Raw genomic sequence first — 18,118 nt, 5'->3', positions numbered from 1 at the left:
TGGTGCGATTTTGTTCTCACATCACAGAAGGCAGGCGGCATTTCTGGAAAATACCTAAAGCATTTGTATTAAACTATGTTTACTGATATATACCCTCAAATATGAACCGCTCTTATTTATTTACTTTGCCATTGATAACTGTAGGTGTATTGCTGTGCAGTGTGATGAATGCTGATAAGAGTCTATCTCAACCCGCCGCTATTGATTTCAATCAACTCTCTAATGGTAACTATCGGTTTTGTAGTCAACAACCCAAAACAACTAATGTAACTCCTCCAGATGCGATCATTGGCAACTGCTTTTTGTTTCGTAAGCAGGGAAATCAAGTTGTTGGCAGCTATTACGACACAAGAACATTAGGGGAAGAAAGCCTGTGTTTAAGAGGAACATTGAGCGATCGCTTAGGCGGTGAAGGTTTAGAATTTATTGGTGGTATTGGTCGTCAACGTATACCAGCCAAGGCAGAAGGTTCTAATTTAGTAAATTGGGACAAGGAAGGAATTCTCAAAGTTGGCAGCGCAGTCCGTGTTGGCAAACGCACAATATCTGGTCAACCTATACATTACCGCCAAGCTATCTTAGATTTGAAGCGACTTTATCAGTACAATTTAGGCAATAAGCTGCCACCTACTCGGTGTATTCGGTAACTTAGGAAGAAGGGAACAGGGAATAGGGAACGGGGAATAGGGGACTTCCAAATAAAAAAATATCCCATCGTTTTGATAGCAGGGGAGCAGGGAGCAGGGGGAGGAAAAGTCGTTTTGATGACAGTAATTTGTATAATTTACTTTTTGGAGTTCCCTAGGGAAAAATCAGTCTAAATACTACTTTGAACTGATTACTGACCGCTGACTGCTGATAGCTAATTGCTAAGTGCTATATTTAGCTAACCATGATTGCACAGCAGATTTTAATTTTGCTCTTTCAGTTTCTTGAATACCTTGGGGATCAAAACGATAGCGATAATGAAGTTCAATTAATGATGATAAATCCTCAATTAAATCAGATGTTGGGATTTCTTTTTTGAGTCTCTCTATCCAATTCTTTAAAGACTCTGAAGGCTGACGTGCAAATCCCAATTCATTTAAAGTATTCTCAATTAAATAAAATTCTGAATCCTTGCTAATTTCTATTTCAATTTTATGAGTTTGTGTTGATAATATCTCTTGCTTAAATACACGCTTCACTTTCTTTTGTGGAGCAGATTTAGCTATCATGAGTAAAAATAATGGCAACAACAGCCACCAGATATATTTAAAAAAGCCACTACTTCTAATATCTCTCAACCAACTGGAAAGCTGAAAACCCCAAAATGACCATAAATCAGAAATCATGGATAATTTAGAAACACCTGCATTTTCAATACTTGTCCAGTCCGCTGGTGTAGTATCAAAGGCTTGCCATTTTCCATCTATATATACCATTGTCCAAGCATGAGCGTGACGACTGCGGACAATATATTGCTTTTCTAAGTTACTAAATTCATGAACTGAATAACCTACACTATAACGAGTGGGAATACCCAAAGCACGTAAAATTAAAGTAGTTGCACTAGCAAAATATTCACAATGTCCAGCACGAGTTGTCAGTAAAAAAGTTGATAAAGGTGTAGAAGCATTATCTTTACCTGTGAGTTGGAGTGAATAACGATAATTTTTTAATAAAAATGTGTCTACAGTTTGTAAAATTTGTTGTGGTGTCTTACCTTCAATCTCCAATTGTTGAACGATTTCATTTATTGCTGATGCTTCAGATTTGGGAATTTGTAAATCATCTTCTGTTGGTGGACTATCGAAAGATACTTGGTTATTAAATTTGATTTTATAAGCAATATCATTAATTTTTCCTGAAACTTTTACCGTACCATATTTGTTTTTCTCCATCTCGCTAACTGGTAAATCATTAATTTCCAAAGTACCATCAGCTAATCTTAATACACCTTTGCCATTATTGAGTGTTCCATAAATAGTTAACGTTGAACTATTAGCTGTTTGATTTCCTAACCGCCAAGTTGTATTATTAGCATCTGGTTTAACGGGAGTAAATGCAGGATTTAAAGCTATCCACAAAGCAGATTGATATTTATTATAAGTTGCTTCTCTGAGCAGAATGGGAAAATTACTTTTAGTTTGAGAAGCTACCCTAAAAACAATATCATTAGACTGCTTTAAAACTCCAATTTCTCCCATACTTGTTTGTTTTTTGAAAGCATTAATTTCTTGTCCAATAGCATCGCTAAACCAAGAAACTATTTGATCTTCTACTTTGAGATGAAGTTGATGTAGTCCTATTTGTCCGATAAAGCCTATACTTCCCGCAGTTAGGAATAAACAAAGCCAGATAATAGGTGAAAATCTTGGAGAACGAACAAACCACAGCGCCATAGCAGAAAGCGCAAACATCCCAATATAAAAAGAGATATTTTCAGTATTGGCATTACTAGCTGCTAAAATACAAAGAGCAAAATATGGGTAAGTTAAATTAACCCTAAACTGGTTGCTTTGTTCTCCTGTTTTCTCATCGTTAAATATCAAAAAAAGAGTGGTAAGATTGATATTGTCATTAACAGCATAAATGTGAGCAGCTATCAGTGGAGAAAATACAATAGGAAGCCACTGGAAAAGAGTGTAGACTACATAAAAAGAACGACTAGAAATGAATAAATAAATAGTTAAAGCAACTAGAATAACCAAGCATATATTAGCAATACGCTTGATCTCATCAGTAGAGAAATCCCAACGAGACTGCACAAGGCGAGAACATTCAAGAATTATAGCAATTGGTATAGCAAAAATCCAGATTCCAGTTTGCCAACCCCAAAATATTAAAGCTACGCCAAGCAGTAAAGGAGGTGTTTTCATAATTGCATCAATTCCTGTTGTATCTTATTAATATTTAAAATTTGGAAATTTACTAACTCATACGACATCAATTCAGTGTGATTAAACTGATCTTCGTTGTTAGTAAGAATTAAAACTAATGTATGTATACCCATATTATTCAGATATTCTACTAATTTTTTTCTCTGGTCATCCCAGGATATAAATATGCAGATACAACCACTTAACAAAGAAATTTTTTCTAACACCACTGGGATGAGAGAATCAAAATATTTATGCTGACAAGCAACCACTGAAGCGAGAATTTCTAACATTTTTTCTGTAGAACTTAATCCTCTACCGAAGGTAAAACAATAGGCTTCATTTCCCACAAACATCAAATCTAATAAAGATTCTTGAGTTTGCATTTCCGAAGCTAGTGAAGCAGCTATTGATATTGCTTCCTCTAAAATTTGGCTATATTTCTCAGGTTGAAATGTATCTAAAATTAAGGCATGACGTACAAAAAACTCATCCTGTTCTTCTTTAACGATGGGTTTACCAATTTTTGCCCAACTTTTCCAATGAATTTTACGCAGGGAGTCGCCCGGACGATATTCTCGTAAAGAGTGAAATTCTTCTGCATCTCCCACAGAAGAAGCTAACGCAACACCACCAGATTGATATTTTCTCAAACCCGGTAATTGAATAGGTGGTAGTTGATATAATTTAGGGAGAATTAATAAAGATTGGGGTAATGAAATAGTTTTACAAGCATTAAAAAGACCAAAAGGATCTGGTCGTGCTATTGTCATACTTACCAGACGCATGACTCCTCTATGGGTGGGTGTAATTTCTCCCAGAACTTCTATTTTACTATGAGGTTTTAGCGGTGGTAATTCTATAGTTTTTGCCGTTCCACACTGTTTACGAGAAACTAACCATAACCACCGATAAGAACCTAATTTAATATCCAGAGGAGTGCGTTTATGTTCTTCAGGTTCTGGTGTTTCCAGAAACTCTTTCCAAGTTGGACGAGGGTCAGAAAAATTTTCCAATAATTTTAAGTTTGTTTGCTTTTGATTGGTTTTATTATGAATAACAATTTTGTATTTTAGTTTAACTCCAACAGTCGCAAACCGGGGTAAAGTCCGAATTGCGCTAACGCGAGAACGAAAGAATCGACTACAAACAGTGGCAATAATGAGAATAGATACTAAAAAAGTAAATATTTGATAGGTCAGATTTTGGGTTGTATCTAAACCCAACGCTGCTGAAAATATTAAGCATAAAATCACTGCAAAGCCATTAATGGTAATTCTTTTAGCAAGTTTGTGTTGCAGGGCTGAACTAAAATGATATATTTGATAGATAAATTTTTGCATTTTTATAACTTGGCTAAAAAGTCTTGATATTTAACTATTTCAGTACCTTCAAATTTCTCAATTACCAATAAATCTTGATCTCCTGTAACTAAAAAATTCGCATCATTATCTTTAGCATCCCGACACAGAGAAACATCGGATGTGATATTTATAAATAGTCCAATGGTTTGCAGAAGTTGAATTAACTCATCTACTTTGTGAGACGGAAAATACTTTTGTAACTTGGGACGTTGAGTAACAAGCTTTATTTCTTCCAAAATTTGCTCAGAAATAACTAATTTAATCTTCTCTTCAATTAACAGACTTTTCAAGTCTGCTAGTTCTTTACCAATTAAAAAACTAATCCAGAGATTAGTATCAATAATTGTCTTAATTGCTTTTCTTTCTGGCATAAATTTCTGAACGCGCGATTTCAACTTCTTCAGTTATTTCTTCTAGGGATAATTCATTGGTTTGAGATAGCTCTAGTAATGCTGTTAATTTTTTATTCAAAGTTTCTTTTTCTAATTCTTTACTCAGTAACAATTTTTCAGAATCGGAAAGCTGTTTAACTAAAGTGAGAATTTGCTCAAATGTTAAATTGAGTTGATAGGTGTTTTGTAACATAATCTCAAATATTCTCCTTTGGTTGATGAATACATTTTTACACACCCACCGATTTTTTTGATCTGCTATCAACTAGGAACAGGAACAGATTTGAGAATATCTTCCACCACACCTGCTGCGGTTTTACCAGAGAAACGCGCTTGGGGTTCCATTACTAAACGATGGGCAATTACTGATACTGCAAGTTCTTGAATATGTTCTGGTGTGACAAATTCATAACCATCAAATAAAGCTAATGCTTGAGCAATTTTCATTAAGGTAATAGATGCTCTCGGACTTGCTCCTAATTGTACACCTTCGGCTGTGCGAGTGGCGTTAACAATATCGACAAGATAACGTTTTAATTCTGCACTAATTCTAATTTGTTTAACTTGCTGTTTTAAGTAGATGATACCTTCTAAATCAACGCATGGTTGAATGGTATCAATAGGATGTTGTTGAATTTGTTCTGATAACAGATTAACTTCTTCTTCTGGTGAGATATATCCTAAACTAAATTGCAGTGCAAACCGATCCATTTGTGCTTCTGGCAGGGGATAAGTACCACGGGATTCAACGGGGTTTTGTGTGGCAATGACAAAAAATGGATCTTTCAGTTTTCGCAAATTCCCATCAACTGTGACTTGAAATTCTGCCATTGCTTCTAATAGTGCTGACTGGGTACGGGGTGAAGCGCGGTTGATTTCGTCAGCTAAAACAATGTGAGCAAAAATCGGACCTTCGTGGAATTTAAAGGTTTGTTCGTTAGGATTTAAAATGGAAACACCTAAGATATCAGATGGTAATAAATCAGGTGTAAATTGAATCCGCTTGAAGCTAACATCAACGGAAAAAGCTAAAGCTTTGGCTAAGGTAGTTTTACCTGTTCCCGGAGAATCTTCTAATAATATGTGTCCACCACTGGCAAAGGCAGCTAATAATTTTCTAATCGCTATTGATTGCCCTTTCATGACTTTTTTAATGTTGTCAGAAATTCGCTGATAAATTTCTTTTCCGGATAGTTGAATTTTTGATTCTCCCATAGGTTTTATAGCAGGTGACAGGGAACAGGTGACAGGTGACAGTGTGAAAAGTCTTTTAATATCTAGTTTTTATCAATGGGTTACGTCAAGCTACGCTAAAAGTTGAGGTTCTAACGACCTTGGCGATTGCTATATCAATTAAAGGAGGGAATAGGGAATAGGGAATAGGGAATAGGGAATAGGGAATAGGGAATAGGGAATAGGGAATAGGGAATAGGGAATAGGGAATAGAGAAGAAATAATTATTGATTCTCCCCATCTCCCCATCTCCCCATCTCCCCTTACGGAGTGAGTATCAACTGCCATTCTTTGACTTGGGAATTCCATTGTGGTGCAGAGGTTTCTCCAACAACATAAGGACCCCAATAGCGTCGGGAGCCATCTTGGGCGAAAGCTACTAAAATATCTCCCTTCTCTAGGTTTAAATTACCCTCTGGTAGAGATAAAATTAAACCCTTTTGACTGCCTTCTTGGGGATCAAAATCCCAATGTGCCGGAAGATTATTTTTGGTTTTGCTTGCTGAGGCATTTTTAACTGCTGAATGTCGCGCTAAGAGGGCTAGACGTACAGGTTGATTTGTTTGATTTCTCATTCGCAAACTGCCTAAGCCTTTGCTTTGATGAGGTGAGTTTTTTGGAGTGGGTTTTTCTAATTGCTTGTTTGGTGTGTTTGTGACACTAGCTACACCAGCAGATGCCGTCTGTTTTGAGTTTAAGGTTGTGGTTGTGCTTTGCTGTAATTTGGGGGTTTTTTCGGGGAGTTTTGATGATAGGTTTGGGCTGGTAGAATCAAAGGATATACTCATTTCTAAGCATCCAGCGATGAGTCCTACTAGTCCCAATGCAGAAGCCATAACAGCAAAGTTACGATACATGGAATATTTCATAATGATAGTTTTTAGAGATAAGATTTATCAATTGACAATTGACAATTGATAATTGATAATTGATAATTAGTTTTTTTGGGTTAAAACCTCTCTTTTTCAAGAAAAAGATCCATAAAAACCATAAATTGCTTTCACTTCTCTACCCTTGAGGAAGGTAAGTATTCAGCTATCAGTAATCAGTAAATGGCGACGCGACTCTAATAGCTATTACTTAGAAAGAGACTGAGTTGGTAACAAGGATACAGAGTTTTTAAAAATTACACCAGTGTTAATAAGTGCCATTTACAGCCGATTATTGATGGTTTTTAGGTTCTTGCTGAGGGCTGACGGTTGACGGCTGAATGCTTACTGAGGAAGAGGTAATTGGCCATTTTCCACTATTCATTGTTAATTTTTGAAGATTTATCAGTTATCAGTTGAGAGTTTCATTATTTGAATTTATTTGAATACAGTTCAATGCAAAATACTCGTCTGAATAACCTTTTAGATACTATTGCCAGAACTGTGGGGCAATGGTTTGTTAATCCTTGGCGGCGACTATCATTATTGTTAATTTGTTGGTTATTTGGTTTTTTTCTAGGATCAGCAGTGTCTACTACTGCTGGACAAAAAGCGGAGTTAGACATTGTGGTAGCTGCTTTTTTAGTTCTACTGACGGAAATTACCAGCAGAATTTTCTACAGTCGCAGCTTTTTTGCTAGACAAGCAATTTGGGTAGAATCACTCAACTTACTCAAGATTGGTTTCATCTACAGTTTATTTTTAGAAGCTTTTAAATTGGGTTCTTGATTTGTTTAGGGGTGCTGATTATGACAAGTGAGTGGCTAAATGAAATTTTTATTACAGGTAAAATAGATAGCTATGGGCAAGTGTCTGCCCAGACCGCAGCACTAGCAGATCCTTTGCGGGCAAGGATTTTCGGTATTGACCCAGACAATGTGGCTCAAGTGATTCTAGAGCGATCGCACCTACTTAAATCAGTTTTACCTACTTTTAGCCAATTTTGTCAAAATAACCTGCAATTAACGCCTCAAGCTATGTTACAGGTATTGTGGGATCTGTGGCTACCTTTGTCCGTGAAAATAGCATCAAGTCGTCAAAAACTCGGTAGACCTTTCATTCAGGGGATTTTAGGTGGACAAGGTACTGGTAAAACCACAATGTGCCGGATTCTCAGTTTGATTCTCCAGCAGTTGGGATACTGCACTGTGAGTTTATCTTTGGATGACTTGTACAAAACTTATAGCGATCGCTTGGCTTTAACGCAGCAAGATCCTCGTTTAATTTGGCGTGGGCCACCAGGAACTCACGATATCGACTTAGGTTTAATTTTACTTGATCAGATACGTCAAGGCAACAGTCCTGTGACAGTTCCCCGCTTCGATAAATCGGCTTACTCTGGTGCAGGTGATCGTACTACCCCGGAAATTGTTAACAAGGTTGATATAGTCCTTTTTGAAGGCTGGTTTGTTGGTGTGCGTCCTATTGATCCCCAAGCTTTTGCTACCGCACCACCTCCCATCATCACAGATGACGACCGGGCTTTTGCTCGTGATATGAATCACCAACTCCAAGCTTATCTGCCATTGTGGTCACGCTTGGATAGCTTAATAGCTCTTGATCCCAGAGATTATCGCTGTTCTTTAGAATGGCGTAAACAGGCAGAACAGAAAATGATTGCTGCTGGTAAATCAGGTATGAGCGATGCAGAAATAGAAGCATTTGTCAATTATTTTTGGCGAGCATTACACCCAGAATTATTTATCCAGCCCTTGCTGACATCCCCCACAATTGATTTTGTTGTGGAAGTTGATACTGATCACTCTTTTGGTGCAATATATAGCAATCATAAATAAAACATTAACAAAACCCAATGCCAAATGCCCAATTTTTATCAGTAATTTTACGCATTTAATAGGACTTCTATCTAGAAATTATATAGAAATTATATTTATTTTTCTATCAAAAAACTGTCAATAATTTTTTTCAGTCATTTTTCTCCAGTTTTAACTTGACAAATCAATTATGTATGAACACTCAAGACATTAACATACCGGAAAATATTGATGATCGTCAATATGAACAACAGCCAATTCATCTCCCTGGATACATACAGTCACATGGAATTATTCTAGTTTTACACCCATCAGATTTAACAATTTTACAAATTAGTGAAAACACAAATCAATTTTTTGGTATCTCTCCAGAATCCTTACAGGGAAAAAACTTAAACTGCCTTTTATCTTCAGAACAAACACAATTAATTACTTATTCCTTACAAGAAGAAAACCCTAGCTTTATCCATCTATTAGACATTCCTATACATAACCAAGAAAACTCTTCGCTCTTCTTGGGCATACTCCATCATGAACATGAAGCTTTCATCCTAGAATTAGAACCGCATACAGCTATCGAAATTTATCCGTTATTAGGATATACACATCTTTTAAAAAGCTCAATTTTCAACATTCGTAATGCCACTCATCTATCCGATCTCTATCGGATTATTGCCCAAGAAGTGAGAAAAATAACTCAATTTGATAGGGTAATGATTTACAAATTTGCAGATGACTACAGTGGAGTAGTAATTGCTGAAGATAAACAAAATCATTTAGAAAGTTATTTAGGATTACATTATCCTGCTCCTGACATTCCCAATCAAGCCAGAGAATTTTACTACAAAAATTGGCTACGCATTATTCCCGATATTAATTATCAACCTGTAAAAATCATCCCTACAAATCATCCCCTTACTGATGAACCCCTGGACTTAAGTCGCGCAATACTCAGAAGCATCTCACCCTGTCATGTACAATACTTAAAAAATATGGGTGTGAGTGGCTCAATGTCAATTTCACTCATTCATGAAAACAGGCTTTGGGGGTTGATTGCCTGTCACCATTATTCTCCCAAATATCTAGATTATGAAATTCGCCAAATCTGTGAAGTAATTGGTCAATTTGCATCTATTGAATTAATTAATCATCGGGAACGAGTTTTAAGTTTTTACCGCCAACAAGTCAAATTAATTCAAGAACAGCTAAATAAAAATTTAACCAATGAATTAGATTACATTGGCAATGTCTTCAAGCGAAATGAAACAAGCTTATTGAATTTACTCAGTGCTACTGGTGCTGCTATCTTATTACAAGGACAATTAATATTAATTGGTAATACTCCCTCAGAAGAAGACACACGCAATCTAGTAGAATGGATATTAAACCAGAAAAATCAACAAGAAATTTTTTACACAGATTCTCTACCCAAACTGTATCCAAACGCTAGTAATTTTCAAGATATAGTTACTGGTATCTTAGCAATTTCCATAGTTTTACATCAGAGGTCTTATCATATCATTTGGTTCAGACCAGAGCAAATTCAAACTGTTAATTGGGCAGGTAATCCTGATGATGCAATATCTATAGACTCAGATAATCAACTGTACCTAACTCCACGCAAATCATTTGAAATCTGGAAGCAAACAGTTAAAAATAAATCACTTCCTTGGCAAGCATTTGAAATTGAAGTAGCACAAGAAATGAGAAATAGCCTCATGCTTGTCGCACTAGAGTTTTCTCAACTGGCATTACAACAAGCCGCTGAACAGGCAAAAATTGCTAACCGGGCTAAAAGTCAATTTTTGGCTAAGATGAGTCATGAATTACGGACTCCACTTAATGCCATCTTGGGTTTCACTCAAATATTAACTCGCAATAGCTCATTATCGGAAGAAGACCAAGAAAACTTAGACATTATTAGTCGTAGTGGTGAACATTTGCTGGCTTTAATTAATGATGTTTTAGAAATGTCTAAGATTGAAGCTGGTCAATTAACTTTAAATGAAAATTATTTCGACTTGCGTCGTTTAATTTACTCAATTCAAGCAATGTTTGCCATCAAAGCACCAGATAAAGGATTAAACTTAATCACTAAGTTTAGTAAAGAAGTGAGTCAATATGTTTATGGTGATGAAGGCAAGCTACGACAAATACTAATTAATTTAATAGGTAACGCTATCAAATTTACAGTTGTTGGTCACGTTGCTATTAGAGCATCTTACCCCAGAGATTTTGCATCTTTACTAAGAGAAACAGGAAAAATAATTGTTGAATTTGAAGTTGAAGATACCGGCACAGGTATTGCGGAAGAAGACCAAGAATTAATTTTTGAAGCCTTTCTACAGGCTAAAAGTGGAAGACAGTTTATGCAAGGAACTGGACTAGGACTAGCTATTAGCCGACAATTTGCCAGACTGATGGGAGGTGACATCACAGTTAGTAGTGTTTTAGGTGTAGGTACAACCTTTACTTGTCGAGTTCAACTCAGCCTTGCTGATAAAGTCGATGTTATTTCTCCCATACAAAATACAAAACGAGTAATTGGTTTAGAACCAGGACAACCTAGATACAGAATCTTAATTGTGGAAGATATCTTAGAAAATCGTCTTTTACTCTTTAAACTACTAGAATCTGTTGGTTTTGATGTGCGTGCAGTGGCAAATGGTTTAGAAGCAATTGATATTTGTGGAGAGTGGGAACCCCATCTAATTTGGATGGATATACAAATGCCAGTCATGAATGGATATCAAGCCACTCAACAAATTCGTACCATGATGCAAGGCAAAAAAATCATCATTATTGCTATAACTGCAAGTGCTTTTCAAGAAGACAAACAAGCTATTTTACAAGTTGGTTGTGATGATATTGTTTCCAAGCCTTTTGAAGAAAATATTCTCTTTGAAAAAATGGCACGCTATCTAAATTTACGCTACATCTATGGAGATACTCAGCCAGAAAAACAACAAAAAATTGAGCATAAATTGACAAAATTAACTAGGGCTGATTTCCAAATCATGCCTCCAAAGTGGATTGCTCAGGTTCATGGGGCTGCAATAGTTATTGACGATGCACAACTTTATGAATTGTTTGCACAAATCCCCGCCGAACATCAACAACTAGCTGATACATTAAAAAATTTAGTTGATAACTTTCATATCGAAACAATTATTAACCTTACTACTCCTACTTAACATCAAATCAATTATGGTTTTATCTGACTACGACTTCAATTTTAGTCAAATTTTGATTGTTGACGATAACCCGGACAATCTGCGATTGTTGTCCAAAATGTTAGAGTCGAAAGGATTTAAAGTAAAAAAGACAGTTAGTGGTGAAATTGCTATCCAAGCAGCAAAAATAGAACCTCCTGACTTGATTCTACTGGATATCAATATGCCAGATATGAATGGGTATGAAGTTTGTCGATACTTGAAATCTGAAGAAAGAACTGCTAGTATACCTATAATTTTTATCAGTGCTTTAGATCAAATCACCGATAAAATAATGGCTTTTGACATTGGTGGAGTAGACTACATTACAAAACCTTTTCAAGAATTAGAAGTAGTGGCAAGGGTTAAAAATCAATTAATGATTTACCAACAACAACGCTTACTAATTGAACAAAATAAACTTTTACAACAGGAAATCAAAGATCGTCAACGATTTGAAGCAGCTTTGCTTGCAGCTAATCAACAGCTACAACTTTTTGCTCTGTTGGATGGATTGACAGGAGTTGCCAATCGCAGAAAATTTGATGAATATTTAAATTTAGAATGGCAGAGACTCGCACGTGAACAACAGCCTTTGTCGTTATTATTATGTGATGTCGATTTTTTCAAAAATTATAATGATACTTATGGTCATTTAATTGGAGATAATTGTTTAAAACAAATAGCTATAGCTATTCAATTTGCAGTTAAGCGCCCCGCTGATTTAGTCGCTCGTTATGGGGGAGAAGAGTTTGCAGTTATTCTTTCCAATACTGATTATCAAGGCGCTATCTACGTAGCAGAAGAAATTCATCAAGAGATCAATAAATTGAGGATTTTTCACGCTCAATCTCCAGTGGACAAATTTGTCACTTTAAGTACGGGAGTAGCAACTATTTTACCCAATTTAAATGTTGAGCCAAATACATTGATTAAGGTAGTTGATACAGCACTATATACTGCTAAAAAAGAAGGGAGAAATAAGATTATAGCTGAGAATTTAACGTGATTTGTGATAAGTGAGAATTGATATTTCATTCCAGGTTTTAAACCTCCCCTTTGCAGGAATAAAAAAGAAAAAATTCTATTTTTCAAAGGAGAGGAAGTTATACCAATTCTGTATGAAGATGCGCTGAATTGAAATAAACGTTCGCGAAGCGTGGCGTTAGCCATACCGCAGAGGTACAGAGTACACAGAGAGAAAAGCTCAATCTAAAATTTGGCGCAGCCTCACAAAGAAATGGTATTATCACTTATCCATTGTTAATTGTCAATTGTTGGACTAAATCATAAAAAGGTTGCCAATTATCTGCTTCCACAATTGGTTCCCAAATAGATTCAATCACAGGTCGTAATAAATTAGCTTGGGGATTATATTTAGCTAAAGTTTGAGCAATTCTTCCCATTTGATTGGGATCGAAATTATTGAGAATTTTATGATACAGCACACACCAATTATCAAAAAGTGCCGATGCTCCTAAAGCGGGAACAATCTCAGAATCATTCATCACAAAAGCAGGTTCATCACGCCATTTAATGGAAAAAGTGCGAGCCATATCCGCGAAAAATTGATGATAATTCACTTGACTTTCTTGTAAAAAGGCAATTGTCAACTCTAATAAATCATCAACTTCAGCAAATTGCCAATCTTCAAAACCCAGCTTTTTCAACATCAAATTGCGATATTCAAGCTGATAGTATTCGGCGAATTTAGCTAAACCGCTCTGTAAATCACTAATATCAATTACCGCTTTTAATGGTTCTTGCAGCATTTCTAAATTTAAATGACAAATAGTCGGTTGCTGACCATAACAATAGCGCCGATAATAGTCAAAATATGCAGCGGTAAAATATAAATCATAAGTGGGAATAAAGGCATAAGGCCCATAGTCAAAACTCTCTCCTGTAATCGACATATTATCAGTATTCAGGACGGCATGACAAAAACCTGCCGCCATCCACTGCGCTACTAACTCTGCTACTCGCTTTACTAATTCTGCATAAAATAAAGCATATTTATCATTTTCGTCTTTGAGGTTTTGGTAATATTCAGTAATGACATGATCTAACAATTTTTTAGTTAAATCAGGACGTTTTAAATAATGTAATCTTTCAAAAGTTCCAAACCGGATATGAGATTTACTCATCCGTATCATTACTGAGGAACGAGTAGGGGAAGGTTCATCTCCACGCCATAAACCTAAACCAGTTTCAATCATACTCAAACAGCGAGAAGTTCTCACACCTAAACGGTTTAGTGCTTCTGCTGCTAACACTTCCCTGACTCCACCTTTCAGAGTCAGCATACCGTCACCACCACGGGAGTAAGGTGTTCTCCCAGAACCTTTTGTACCAAAATCGTATAATTCGCCATCTTTTCCCCGGACTTGTCCGTAGAGAAACCCTCTACCATCACCCAAGTGAGGGTTATATTCACCAAATTGATAACCGTGATAACGCAGTGCTAAAAAGGGTTTTCTTCCTTGAAATTGACCAAAAGCTTTAACAAAATCTTCGTCTTTAACTGCTTGTGGATCAAGTCCTAAATGTGGTAAAAGAGCATCATTTCGCCAACGGAGAATATGTTGAGGAAATTCTTCTGCTGCCACTTCATCATAGTAATCATTACCTAGAGATTCTAAGGCGCTTTCGTAGTTGAGAGAGAGTAAAGGGTTACTAGAATTGCTAGAATTGTTGTGGTGGGAATTTTCAGCCAGTGTCATTATCAGCAAATTTTAATTGTTCTTCTCTTCATCTTACATCTGAGATAATTCTTAATTCGTAAATAGGGGAATAGGGAAAGAGCCAATACATTATTCTCCTCTGCTCTCCTGCTCCCCTGCTTCCCGCTCCCTACCCCCTGCCTCTTAACTACGGTTTCCAGTGATGATTAGTCAAACTGGTAAGAATATGATCTTCCCATTTACCGTCAATTAATAAATAGTCTCTAGCATATCCTTCAATTACAAAACCCAGTCTTTTTAGCACATTCCCACTCCGGCGATTATGGGGCATATAATTGGCCATAATGCGGTGAAAATTTAGTTCTTGGAATACATATTCAGTTCCGGCTTTCACAGCTTCTGTCATGTAACCATGACCTTGTGCTGCTTCTGCTAGACTATATCCTACATGACAAAAATTAGCTGCTCCACGTACAAAATTAATAAAGTTGACAACACCAATAATTTGCTTTGGTTGGTTGATCGAACAAATAAATAATCTTAAAGAGCAGTCGTGAATTAATTCCAGATGATATTGTTCGATTTGATATTGCCAATATTCTGTTGTGAAAAAACCATCAATCCAACTGGGTGAAAATGGGGTAAGATGGGCTTTATTTACCGTAAAATATGTGATAATTTGGGGTATATCTTCGGGAATGGCCACTCTTAGTAACAGACGATTGGTTTTAATTAGTGGCAGTTCTGATTTCATATACTAGAATTATTAATTTTGTGTAAGTTTGTGTATTTTAGTAACAATCTACAAAAGGATAATAACGGTGGGAATACGCTACGATTGGCAGCAAGATGAGATTTTGGCAATCTATAATACACCATTTCTAGAGCTTATTTATCAAGCTGCTAGTGTGCATCGTCAATTTCATAATCCAAAACAAATTCAAGTTTGTAAGCTGATATCTATTAAAACCGGTGGTTGTCCAGAAGATTGTGGTTATTGCGCTCAATCTTCTCGCTACAAAACAGAGGTAAAACCGGAAGCACTGTTAGAAAAAGAAACGGTGCTGAATATAGCGAAGAAAGCCAAAGAAACTGGTGTAAGTCGCGTTTGTATGGGTGCAGCTTGGCGGGAAGTGCGGGATAATTCCCAGTTTGAGCAAGTCCTGGATATGGTAAAGGATGTCACCTCAATGGGTTTAGAGGTTTGTTGCACTTTGGGAATGTTAAATGCAAATCAGGCCAAACGGTTAGAAGATGCGGGTCTGTATGCTTATAACCATAACTTAGATACTTCTGAGGAATATTACAGTACCGTGATTACGACACGGACTTATGGCGATCGCCTCAATACAATTGCCAATGTTCGTCAAACTAATGTTACTGTCTGTTCTGGTGGTATTCTCGGTTTGGGTGAAAGCGTCGCAGACCGGGTAGGAATGTTATACACCCTTTCCAATTTGCAGCCCCATCCAGAATCTGTACCTATTAATATTCTCTCACAAGTTCCCGGTACACCATTGGCAGATCAACCAGAAGTACCTATTTGGGATGTAGTGCGGATGATTGCTACCGCTAGAATTATTATGCCTAATTCTGATGTGCGGTTGAGTGCAGGTAGGGCTAAACTTTCCCAAGTTGAACAAGCTTTATGTTTTATGGCTGGGGCTAATTCTATCTTCTCCAGCGATGATAACAAAATGCTCACAGTGACTACTCCCTGTCCTGATTATGATGCAGACCAGGAAATGCTGAATCTGCTAGGTTTAGAAATGCGGCCACCATTCCAAAAGCAGGAAAAAGCACCTAATTTTGTGACTGTTTAGATCCCCCCAACTTAGGCCAGTTCGCACAACGGGGGGAACTCCCGCAAACGACTGGCTCTCCTGGAAAAGGGGGGCTTTTTAGGGTTTTAGGTTTGGTTAAGAATTATACCAATTTTTGAAATTCAGCAACGGGGTTAAACCCTAAAACCTAGATGCTGTCAGATTTTCGTAATTACGAATTATGAATTACGTTCGCGCAGCGTGCCGGAGGCACTATTACGAATTAGTATTAGATGATCTTGGCAGAACGCAGACCAAATAATAAACCAACAGCGATACCCATAAACACGCCTAAAAATACAATATATTCAACTACAGCCATTTGCCTTTCTCCTAATTAGTGACTTATTTCTATTGAATCATGGGAATAGGTTACAGGGAACAGGTGACAGGTGACAGAGAAGAAAGCAGGGGAAGCAGGGGGTGCAGGGGAAGCAGGGGGAGAATAAGCTGTTGTGCATTTAATTTGTATAATTCTGGCGGGCAAGATACCCACCCCACAAGACTTAACCATTTTAGGATTATAAACTTTAGGTGCGTAACAGCTTATTTATCTTTTGCCTATTTCCTGTTCCCTGTTCCCTGTTCCCTGTTCCCTGTTCCCTTCCCCCAATGACCAACCACCAAATTACGATACAATAACCGGACGGGTTTATTAGGTTTGGGGAATGACTTCTGTAATTAAAGTAGATATACCAGAAAAATCTTATGAAATAACTGTTGCACCAGGGAGTTTGGATAACCTGGGTGAACAGATGGCGAGTTTGCAACTGGGTAAGAAGGTGTTGCTGGTTTCTAACCCGATGATATTTAAACATTATGGTGAAAGAGCGATCGCATCCCTAAAAAATGCCGGCTTTGAAGTCACAAGTTACAACCTCCCACCAGGGGAACGCTACAAAACCCTCAACTCCATTCAAAAACTCTATGACATCGCCCTAGAAAATCGTTTAGAGCGTTCCTCCACAATGGTAGCTTTGGGAGGTGGTGTAATTGGTGATATGACTGGGTTTGCCGCTGCTACATGGTTAAGAGGAATTAATGTTGTCCAAGTTCCTACCAGCCTCTTAGCAATGGTAGATTCAGCAATTGGCGGGAAAACAGGAGTAAACCATCCCCATGGTAAAAACTTAATTGGTGCGTTTCACCAACCGCGCTTAGTTTTGATTGATCCAGAAGTATTAAAAACCTTACCAGCAGCGGAATTTCGGGCGGGAATGGCGGAGGTAATCAAGTACGGCGTTATTTGGGACGCTGAATTGTTCACTCAATTGGAAGCGAGTAAACACCTTGACCAACTCCGCTATGTAAAATCCGACCTGATAACTTACATATTAACTCATTCTTGTCAAGCGAAAGCAGATGTTGTCAGCAAAGATGAAAAAGAATCTGGACTGCGGGCAATTCTTAACTATGGTCACACTATTGGTCATGCTGTGGAAAGCTTGACAAATTATCGGCTGTTGAAACACGGTGAAGCTGTGGGCATTGGCATGATAGCAGCAGGAGAAATTGCTGTGAAATTGGGACTTTGGCAAAAAGCAGACACAGAACGTCAAAACGCGCTGATTAAAAAATCCAGTTTACCCACCCAATTACCAGCGGGTTTAGATATTGAGGCGATTATTGATGCTTTGCAACTGGATAAAAAAGTCAAATCCGGGAAAGTGCGGTTTGTATTACCCACCCGAATTGGGGAAGTGAAAGTAACAGACGAAGTACCAACGGATATTATTAGGCAGGTATTGAAGGAGATGGAGAAGAGGGAATAGGAGTATGGCTAACGCCACGCTGCGCTATCAGGAGTACAGTAGAAAGAATTTATTTTTCTCCCCCTGCCTCCCC

Annotated in this window: 16 protein-coding genes; 7 read left to right on the top strand and 9 right to left on the bottom strand. The window is 37.3% G+C overall.

Translation table 11 applies throughout. The features are described from left to right. Positions 1-101: 101 nt before the first annotated feature. On the top strand, positions 102-647 hold the full coding sequence (locus A0J48_RS04105) for a hypothetical protein (protein ID WP_200320584.1): 546 nt from the start codon (positions 102-104) through the stop codon (positions 645-647). A 222-nt stretch (positions 648-869) separates the two neighbouring features. On the opposite strand, the gene A0J48_RS04100 is transcribed toward A0J48_RS04105, so the two are convergent. From A0J48_RS04100 to A0J48_RS04075, 6 genes are all read right to left on the bottom strand, one after another. Further along, positions 870-2,861 (bottom strand): transglutaminase-like domain-containing protein, encoded by a 1,992-nt coding sequence (locus tag A0J48_RS04100; protein WP_200320582.1) that lies wholly within the window; start codon positions 2,859-2,861, stop codon positions 870-872. After that, a complete protein-coding gene (locus A0J48_RS04095) occupies positions 2,858-4,204 on the bottom strand; it encodes a DUF58 domain-containing protein (protein WP_200320580.1) in 1,347 nt (448 codons plus the stop codon). Before A0J48_RS04095 ends, A0J48_RS04100 begins: the two co-directional genes overlap by 4 nt. Positions 4,205-4,206: 2 nt before the next feature. Beyond that, complete coding sequence (locus tag A0J48_RS04090; protein ID WP_200320577.1) at positions 4,207-4,596, bottom strand: putative toxin-antitoxin system toxin component, PIN family; 390 nt, start codon at positions 4,594-4,596, stop codon at positions 4,207-4,209. Next, positions 4,574-4,810 (bottom strand): type II toxin-antitoxin system VapB15 family antitoxin, encoded by a 237-nt coding sequence (gene vap15, locus A0J48_RS04085; protein WP_200320576.1) that lies wholly within the window; start codon positions 4,808-4,810, stop codon positions 4,574-4,576. Before vap15 ends, A0J48_RS04090 begins: the two co-directional genes overlap by 23 nt. A gap of 68 nt (positions 4,811-4,878) precedes the next feature. Continuing rightward, positions 4,879-5,832: an AAA family ATPase gene (locus A0J48_RS04080; RefSeq protein WP_200320574.1), complete on the bottom strand. Its 954-nt coding sequence runs from the start codon at positions 5,830-5,832 to the stop codon at positions 4,879-4,881. Between the two features lie 281 nt (positions 5,833-6,113). Beyond that, complete coding sequence (locus tag A0J48_RS04075; RefSeq protein WP_200320572.1) at positions 6,114-6,719, bottom strand: hypothetical protein; 606 nt, start codon at positions 6,717-6,719, stop codon at positions 6,114-6,116. Between the two features lie 456 nt (positions 6,720-7,175). Here A0J48_RS04075 and A0J48_RS04070 point away from each other — a divergent pair, with 456 nt between their 5' ends. The 4 genes from A0J48_RS04070 to A0J48_RS04055 all read left to right on the top strand — a co-directional run bounded on the left by A0J48_RS04070 (position 7,176) and on the right by A0J48_RS04055 (position 12,775). Beyond that, a complete protein-coding gene (locus A0J48_RS04070) occupies positions 7,176-7,508 on the top strand; it encodes a DUF565 domain-containing protein (RefSeq protein ID WP_200320570.1) in 333 nt (110 codons plus the stop codon). A gap of 20 nt (positions 7,509-7,528) precedes the next feature. Further along, positions 7,529-8,575 carry a glycerate kinase gene (locus A0J48_RS04065; RefSeq protein WP_200320568.1) on the top strand — a complete coding sequence of 349 codons (1,047 nt, stop codon included), beginning with the start codon at positions 7,529-7,531 and terminating at the stop codon, positions 8,573-8,575. Positions 8,576-8,748: 173 nt separating this feature from the next. Then, a complete protein-coding gene (locus A0J48_RS04060; RefSeq protein ID WP_200320566.1) occupies positions 8,749-11,748 on the top strand; it encodes an ATP-binding protein in 3,000 nt (999 codons plus the stop codon). A 13-nt stretch (positions 11,749-11,761) separates the two neighbouring features. Then, positions 11,762-12,775 carry a diguanylate cyclase domain-containing protein gene (locus A0J48_RS04055; RefSeq protein WP_200320564.1) on the top strand — a complete coding sequence of 338 codons (1,014 nt, stop codon included), beginning with the start codon at positions 11,762-11,764 and terminating at the stop codon, positions 12,773-12,775. A gap of 244 nt (positions 12,776-13,019) precedes the next feature. Here A0J48_RS04055 and A0J48_RS04050 read toward each other — a convergent pair whose 3' ends face one another. Both A0J48_RS04050 and A0J48_RS04045 read right to left on the bottom strand, forming a co-directional pair. Beyond that, entirely contained in the window at positions 13,020-14,489 is a 1,470-nt protein-coding gene (locus tag A0J48_RS04050; RefSeq protein WP_200320562.1) for a protein adenylyltransferase SelO, read from the bottom strand. A 148-nt stretch (positions 14,490-14,637) separates the two neighbouring features. Continuing rightward, positions 14,638-15,204 carry a GNAT family N-acetyltransferase gene (locus A0J48_RS04045; protein WP_200320560.1) on the bottom strand — a complete coding sequence of 189 codons (567 nt, stop codon included), beginning with the start codon at positions 15,202-15,204 and terminating at the stop codon, positions 14,638-14,640. Between the two features lie 67 nt (positions 15,205-15,271). Here A0J48_RS04045 and bioB point away from each other — a divergent pair, with 67 nt between their 5' ends. Next, positions 15,272-16,273 (top strand): biotin synthase BioB, encoded by a 1,002-nt coding sequence (gene bioB / locus A0J48_RS04040; RefSeq protein WP_200320558.1) that lies wholly within the window; start codon positions 15,272-15,274, stop codon positions 16,271-16,273. A 229-nt stretch (positions 16,274-16,502) separates the two neighbouring features. Here the strand turns inward: bioB and petL are convergent, their stop codons facing one another. Next, a complete protein-coding gene (gene petL / locus A0J48_RS04035; RefSeq protein ID WP_013193238.1) occupies positions 16,503-16,595 on the bottom strand; it encodes a cytochrome b6-f complex subunit PetL in 93 nt (30 codons plus the stop codon). A gap of 346 nt (positions 16,596-16,941) precedes the next feature. Between petL and aroB the strand changes: the two genes are divergently transcribed. Continuing rightward, a complete protein-coding gene (gene aroB / locus A0J48_RS04030) occupies positions 16,942-18,045 on the top strand; it encodes a 3-dehydroquinate synthase (protein WP_200320556.1) in 1,104 nt (367 codons plus the stop codon). Positions 18,046-18,118 lie beyond the last annotated feature (73 nt).

The sequence above is a fragment of the Sphaerospermopsis aphanizomenoides BCCUSP55 genome, from assembly GCF_001586785.1.
Lineage (GTDB): Bacteria > Cyanobacteriota > Cyanobacteriia > Cyanobacteriales > Nostocaceae > Sphaerospermopsis_A > Sphaerospermopsis_A aphanizomenoides_A.
The sequence above is the reverse complement of the archived record's forward strand: the minus strand, read 5'-3'. Positions and strand labels throughout refer to the sequence as shown.

Excerpts from the sequence above, each read along its gene's own strand:
- A0J48_RS04105 (WP_200320584.1), top strand. The coding sequence starts at position 102 with ATGAACCGCTCTTATTTATTTACTTTGCCATTGATAACTGTAGGTGTA.
- A0J48_RS04100 (WP_200320582.1), bottom strand. The coding sequence starts at position 2,861 with ATGAAAACACCTCCTTTACTGCTTGGCGTAGCTTTAATATTTTGGGGT.
- A0J48_RS04095 (WP_200320580.1), bottom strand. The coding sequence starts at position 4,204 with ATGCAAAAATTTATCTATCAAATATATCATTTTAGTTCAGCCCTGCAA.
- A0J48_RS04090 (WP_200320577.1), bottom strand. The coding sequence starts at position 4,596 with ATGCCAGAAAGAAAAGCAATTAAGACAATTATTGATACTAATCTCTGG.
- vap15 (WP_200320576.1), bottom strand. The coding sequence starts at position 4,810 with ATGTTACAAAACACCTATCAACTCAATTTAACATTTGAGCAAATTCTC.
- A0J48_RS04080 (WP_200320574.1), bottom strand. The coding sequence starts at position 5,832 with ATGGGAGAATCAAAAATTCAACTATCCGGAAAAGAAATTTATCAGCGA.
- A0J48_RS04075 (WP_200320572.1), bottom strand. The coding sequence starts at position 6,719 with ATGAAATATTCCATGTATCGTAACTTTGCTGTTATGGCTTCTGCATTG.
- A0J48_RS04070 (WP_200320570.1), top strand. The coding sequence starts at position 7,176 with ATGCAAAATACTCGTCTGAATAACCTTTTAGATACTATTGCCAGAACT.
- A0J48_RS04065 (WP_200320568.1), top strand. The coding sequence starts at position 7,529 with ATGACAAGTGAGTGGCTAAATGAAATTTTTATTACAGGTAAAATAGAT.
- A0J48_RS04060 (WP_200320566.1), top strand. The coding sequence starts at position 8,749 with ATGAACACTCAAGACATTAACATACCGGAAAATATTGATGATCGTCAA.
- A0J48_RS04055 (WP_200320564.1), top strand. The coding sequence starts at position 11,762 with ATGGTTTTATCTGACTACGACTTCAATTTTAGTCAAATTTTGATTGTT.
- A0J48_RS04050 (WP_200320562.1), bottom strand. The coding sequence starts at position 14,489 with ATGACACTGGCTGAAAATTCCCACCACAACAATTCTAGCAATTCTAGT.
- A0J48_RS04045 (WP_200320560.1), bottom strand. The coding sequence starts at position 15,204 with ATGAAATCAGAACTGCCACTAATTAAAACCAATCGTCTGTTACTAAGA.
- petL (WP_013193238.1), bottom strand. The coding sequence starts at position 16,595 with ATGGCTGTAGTTGAATATATTGTATTTTTAGGCGTGTTTATGGGTATC.
- aroB (WP_200320556.1), top strand. The coding sequence starts at position 16,942 with ATGACTTCTGTAATTAAAGTAGATATACCAGAAAAATCTTATGAAATA.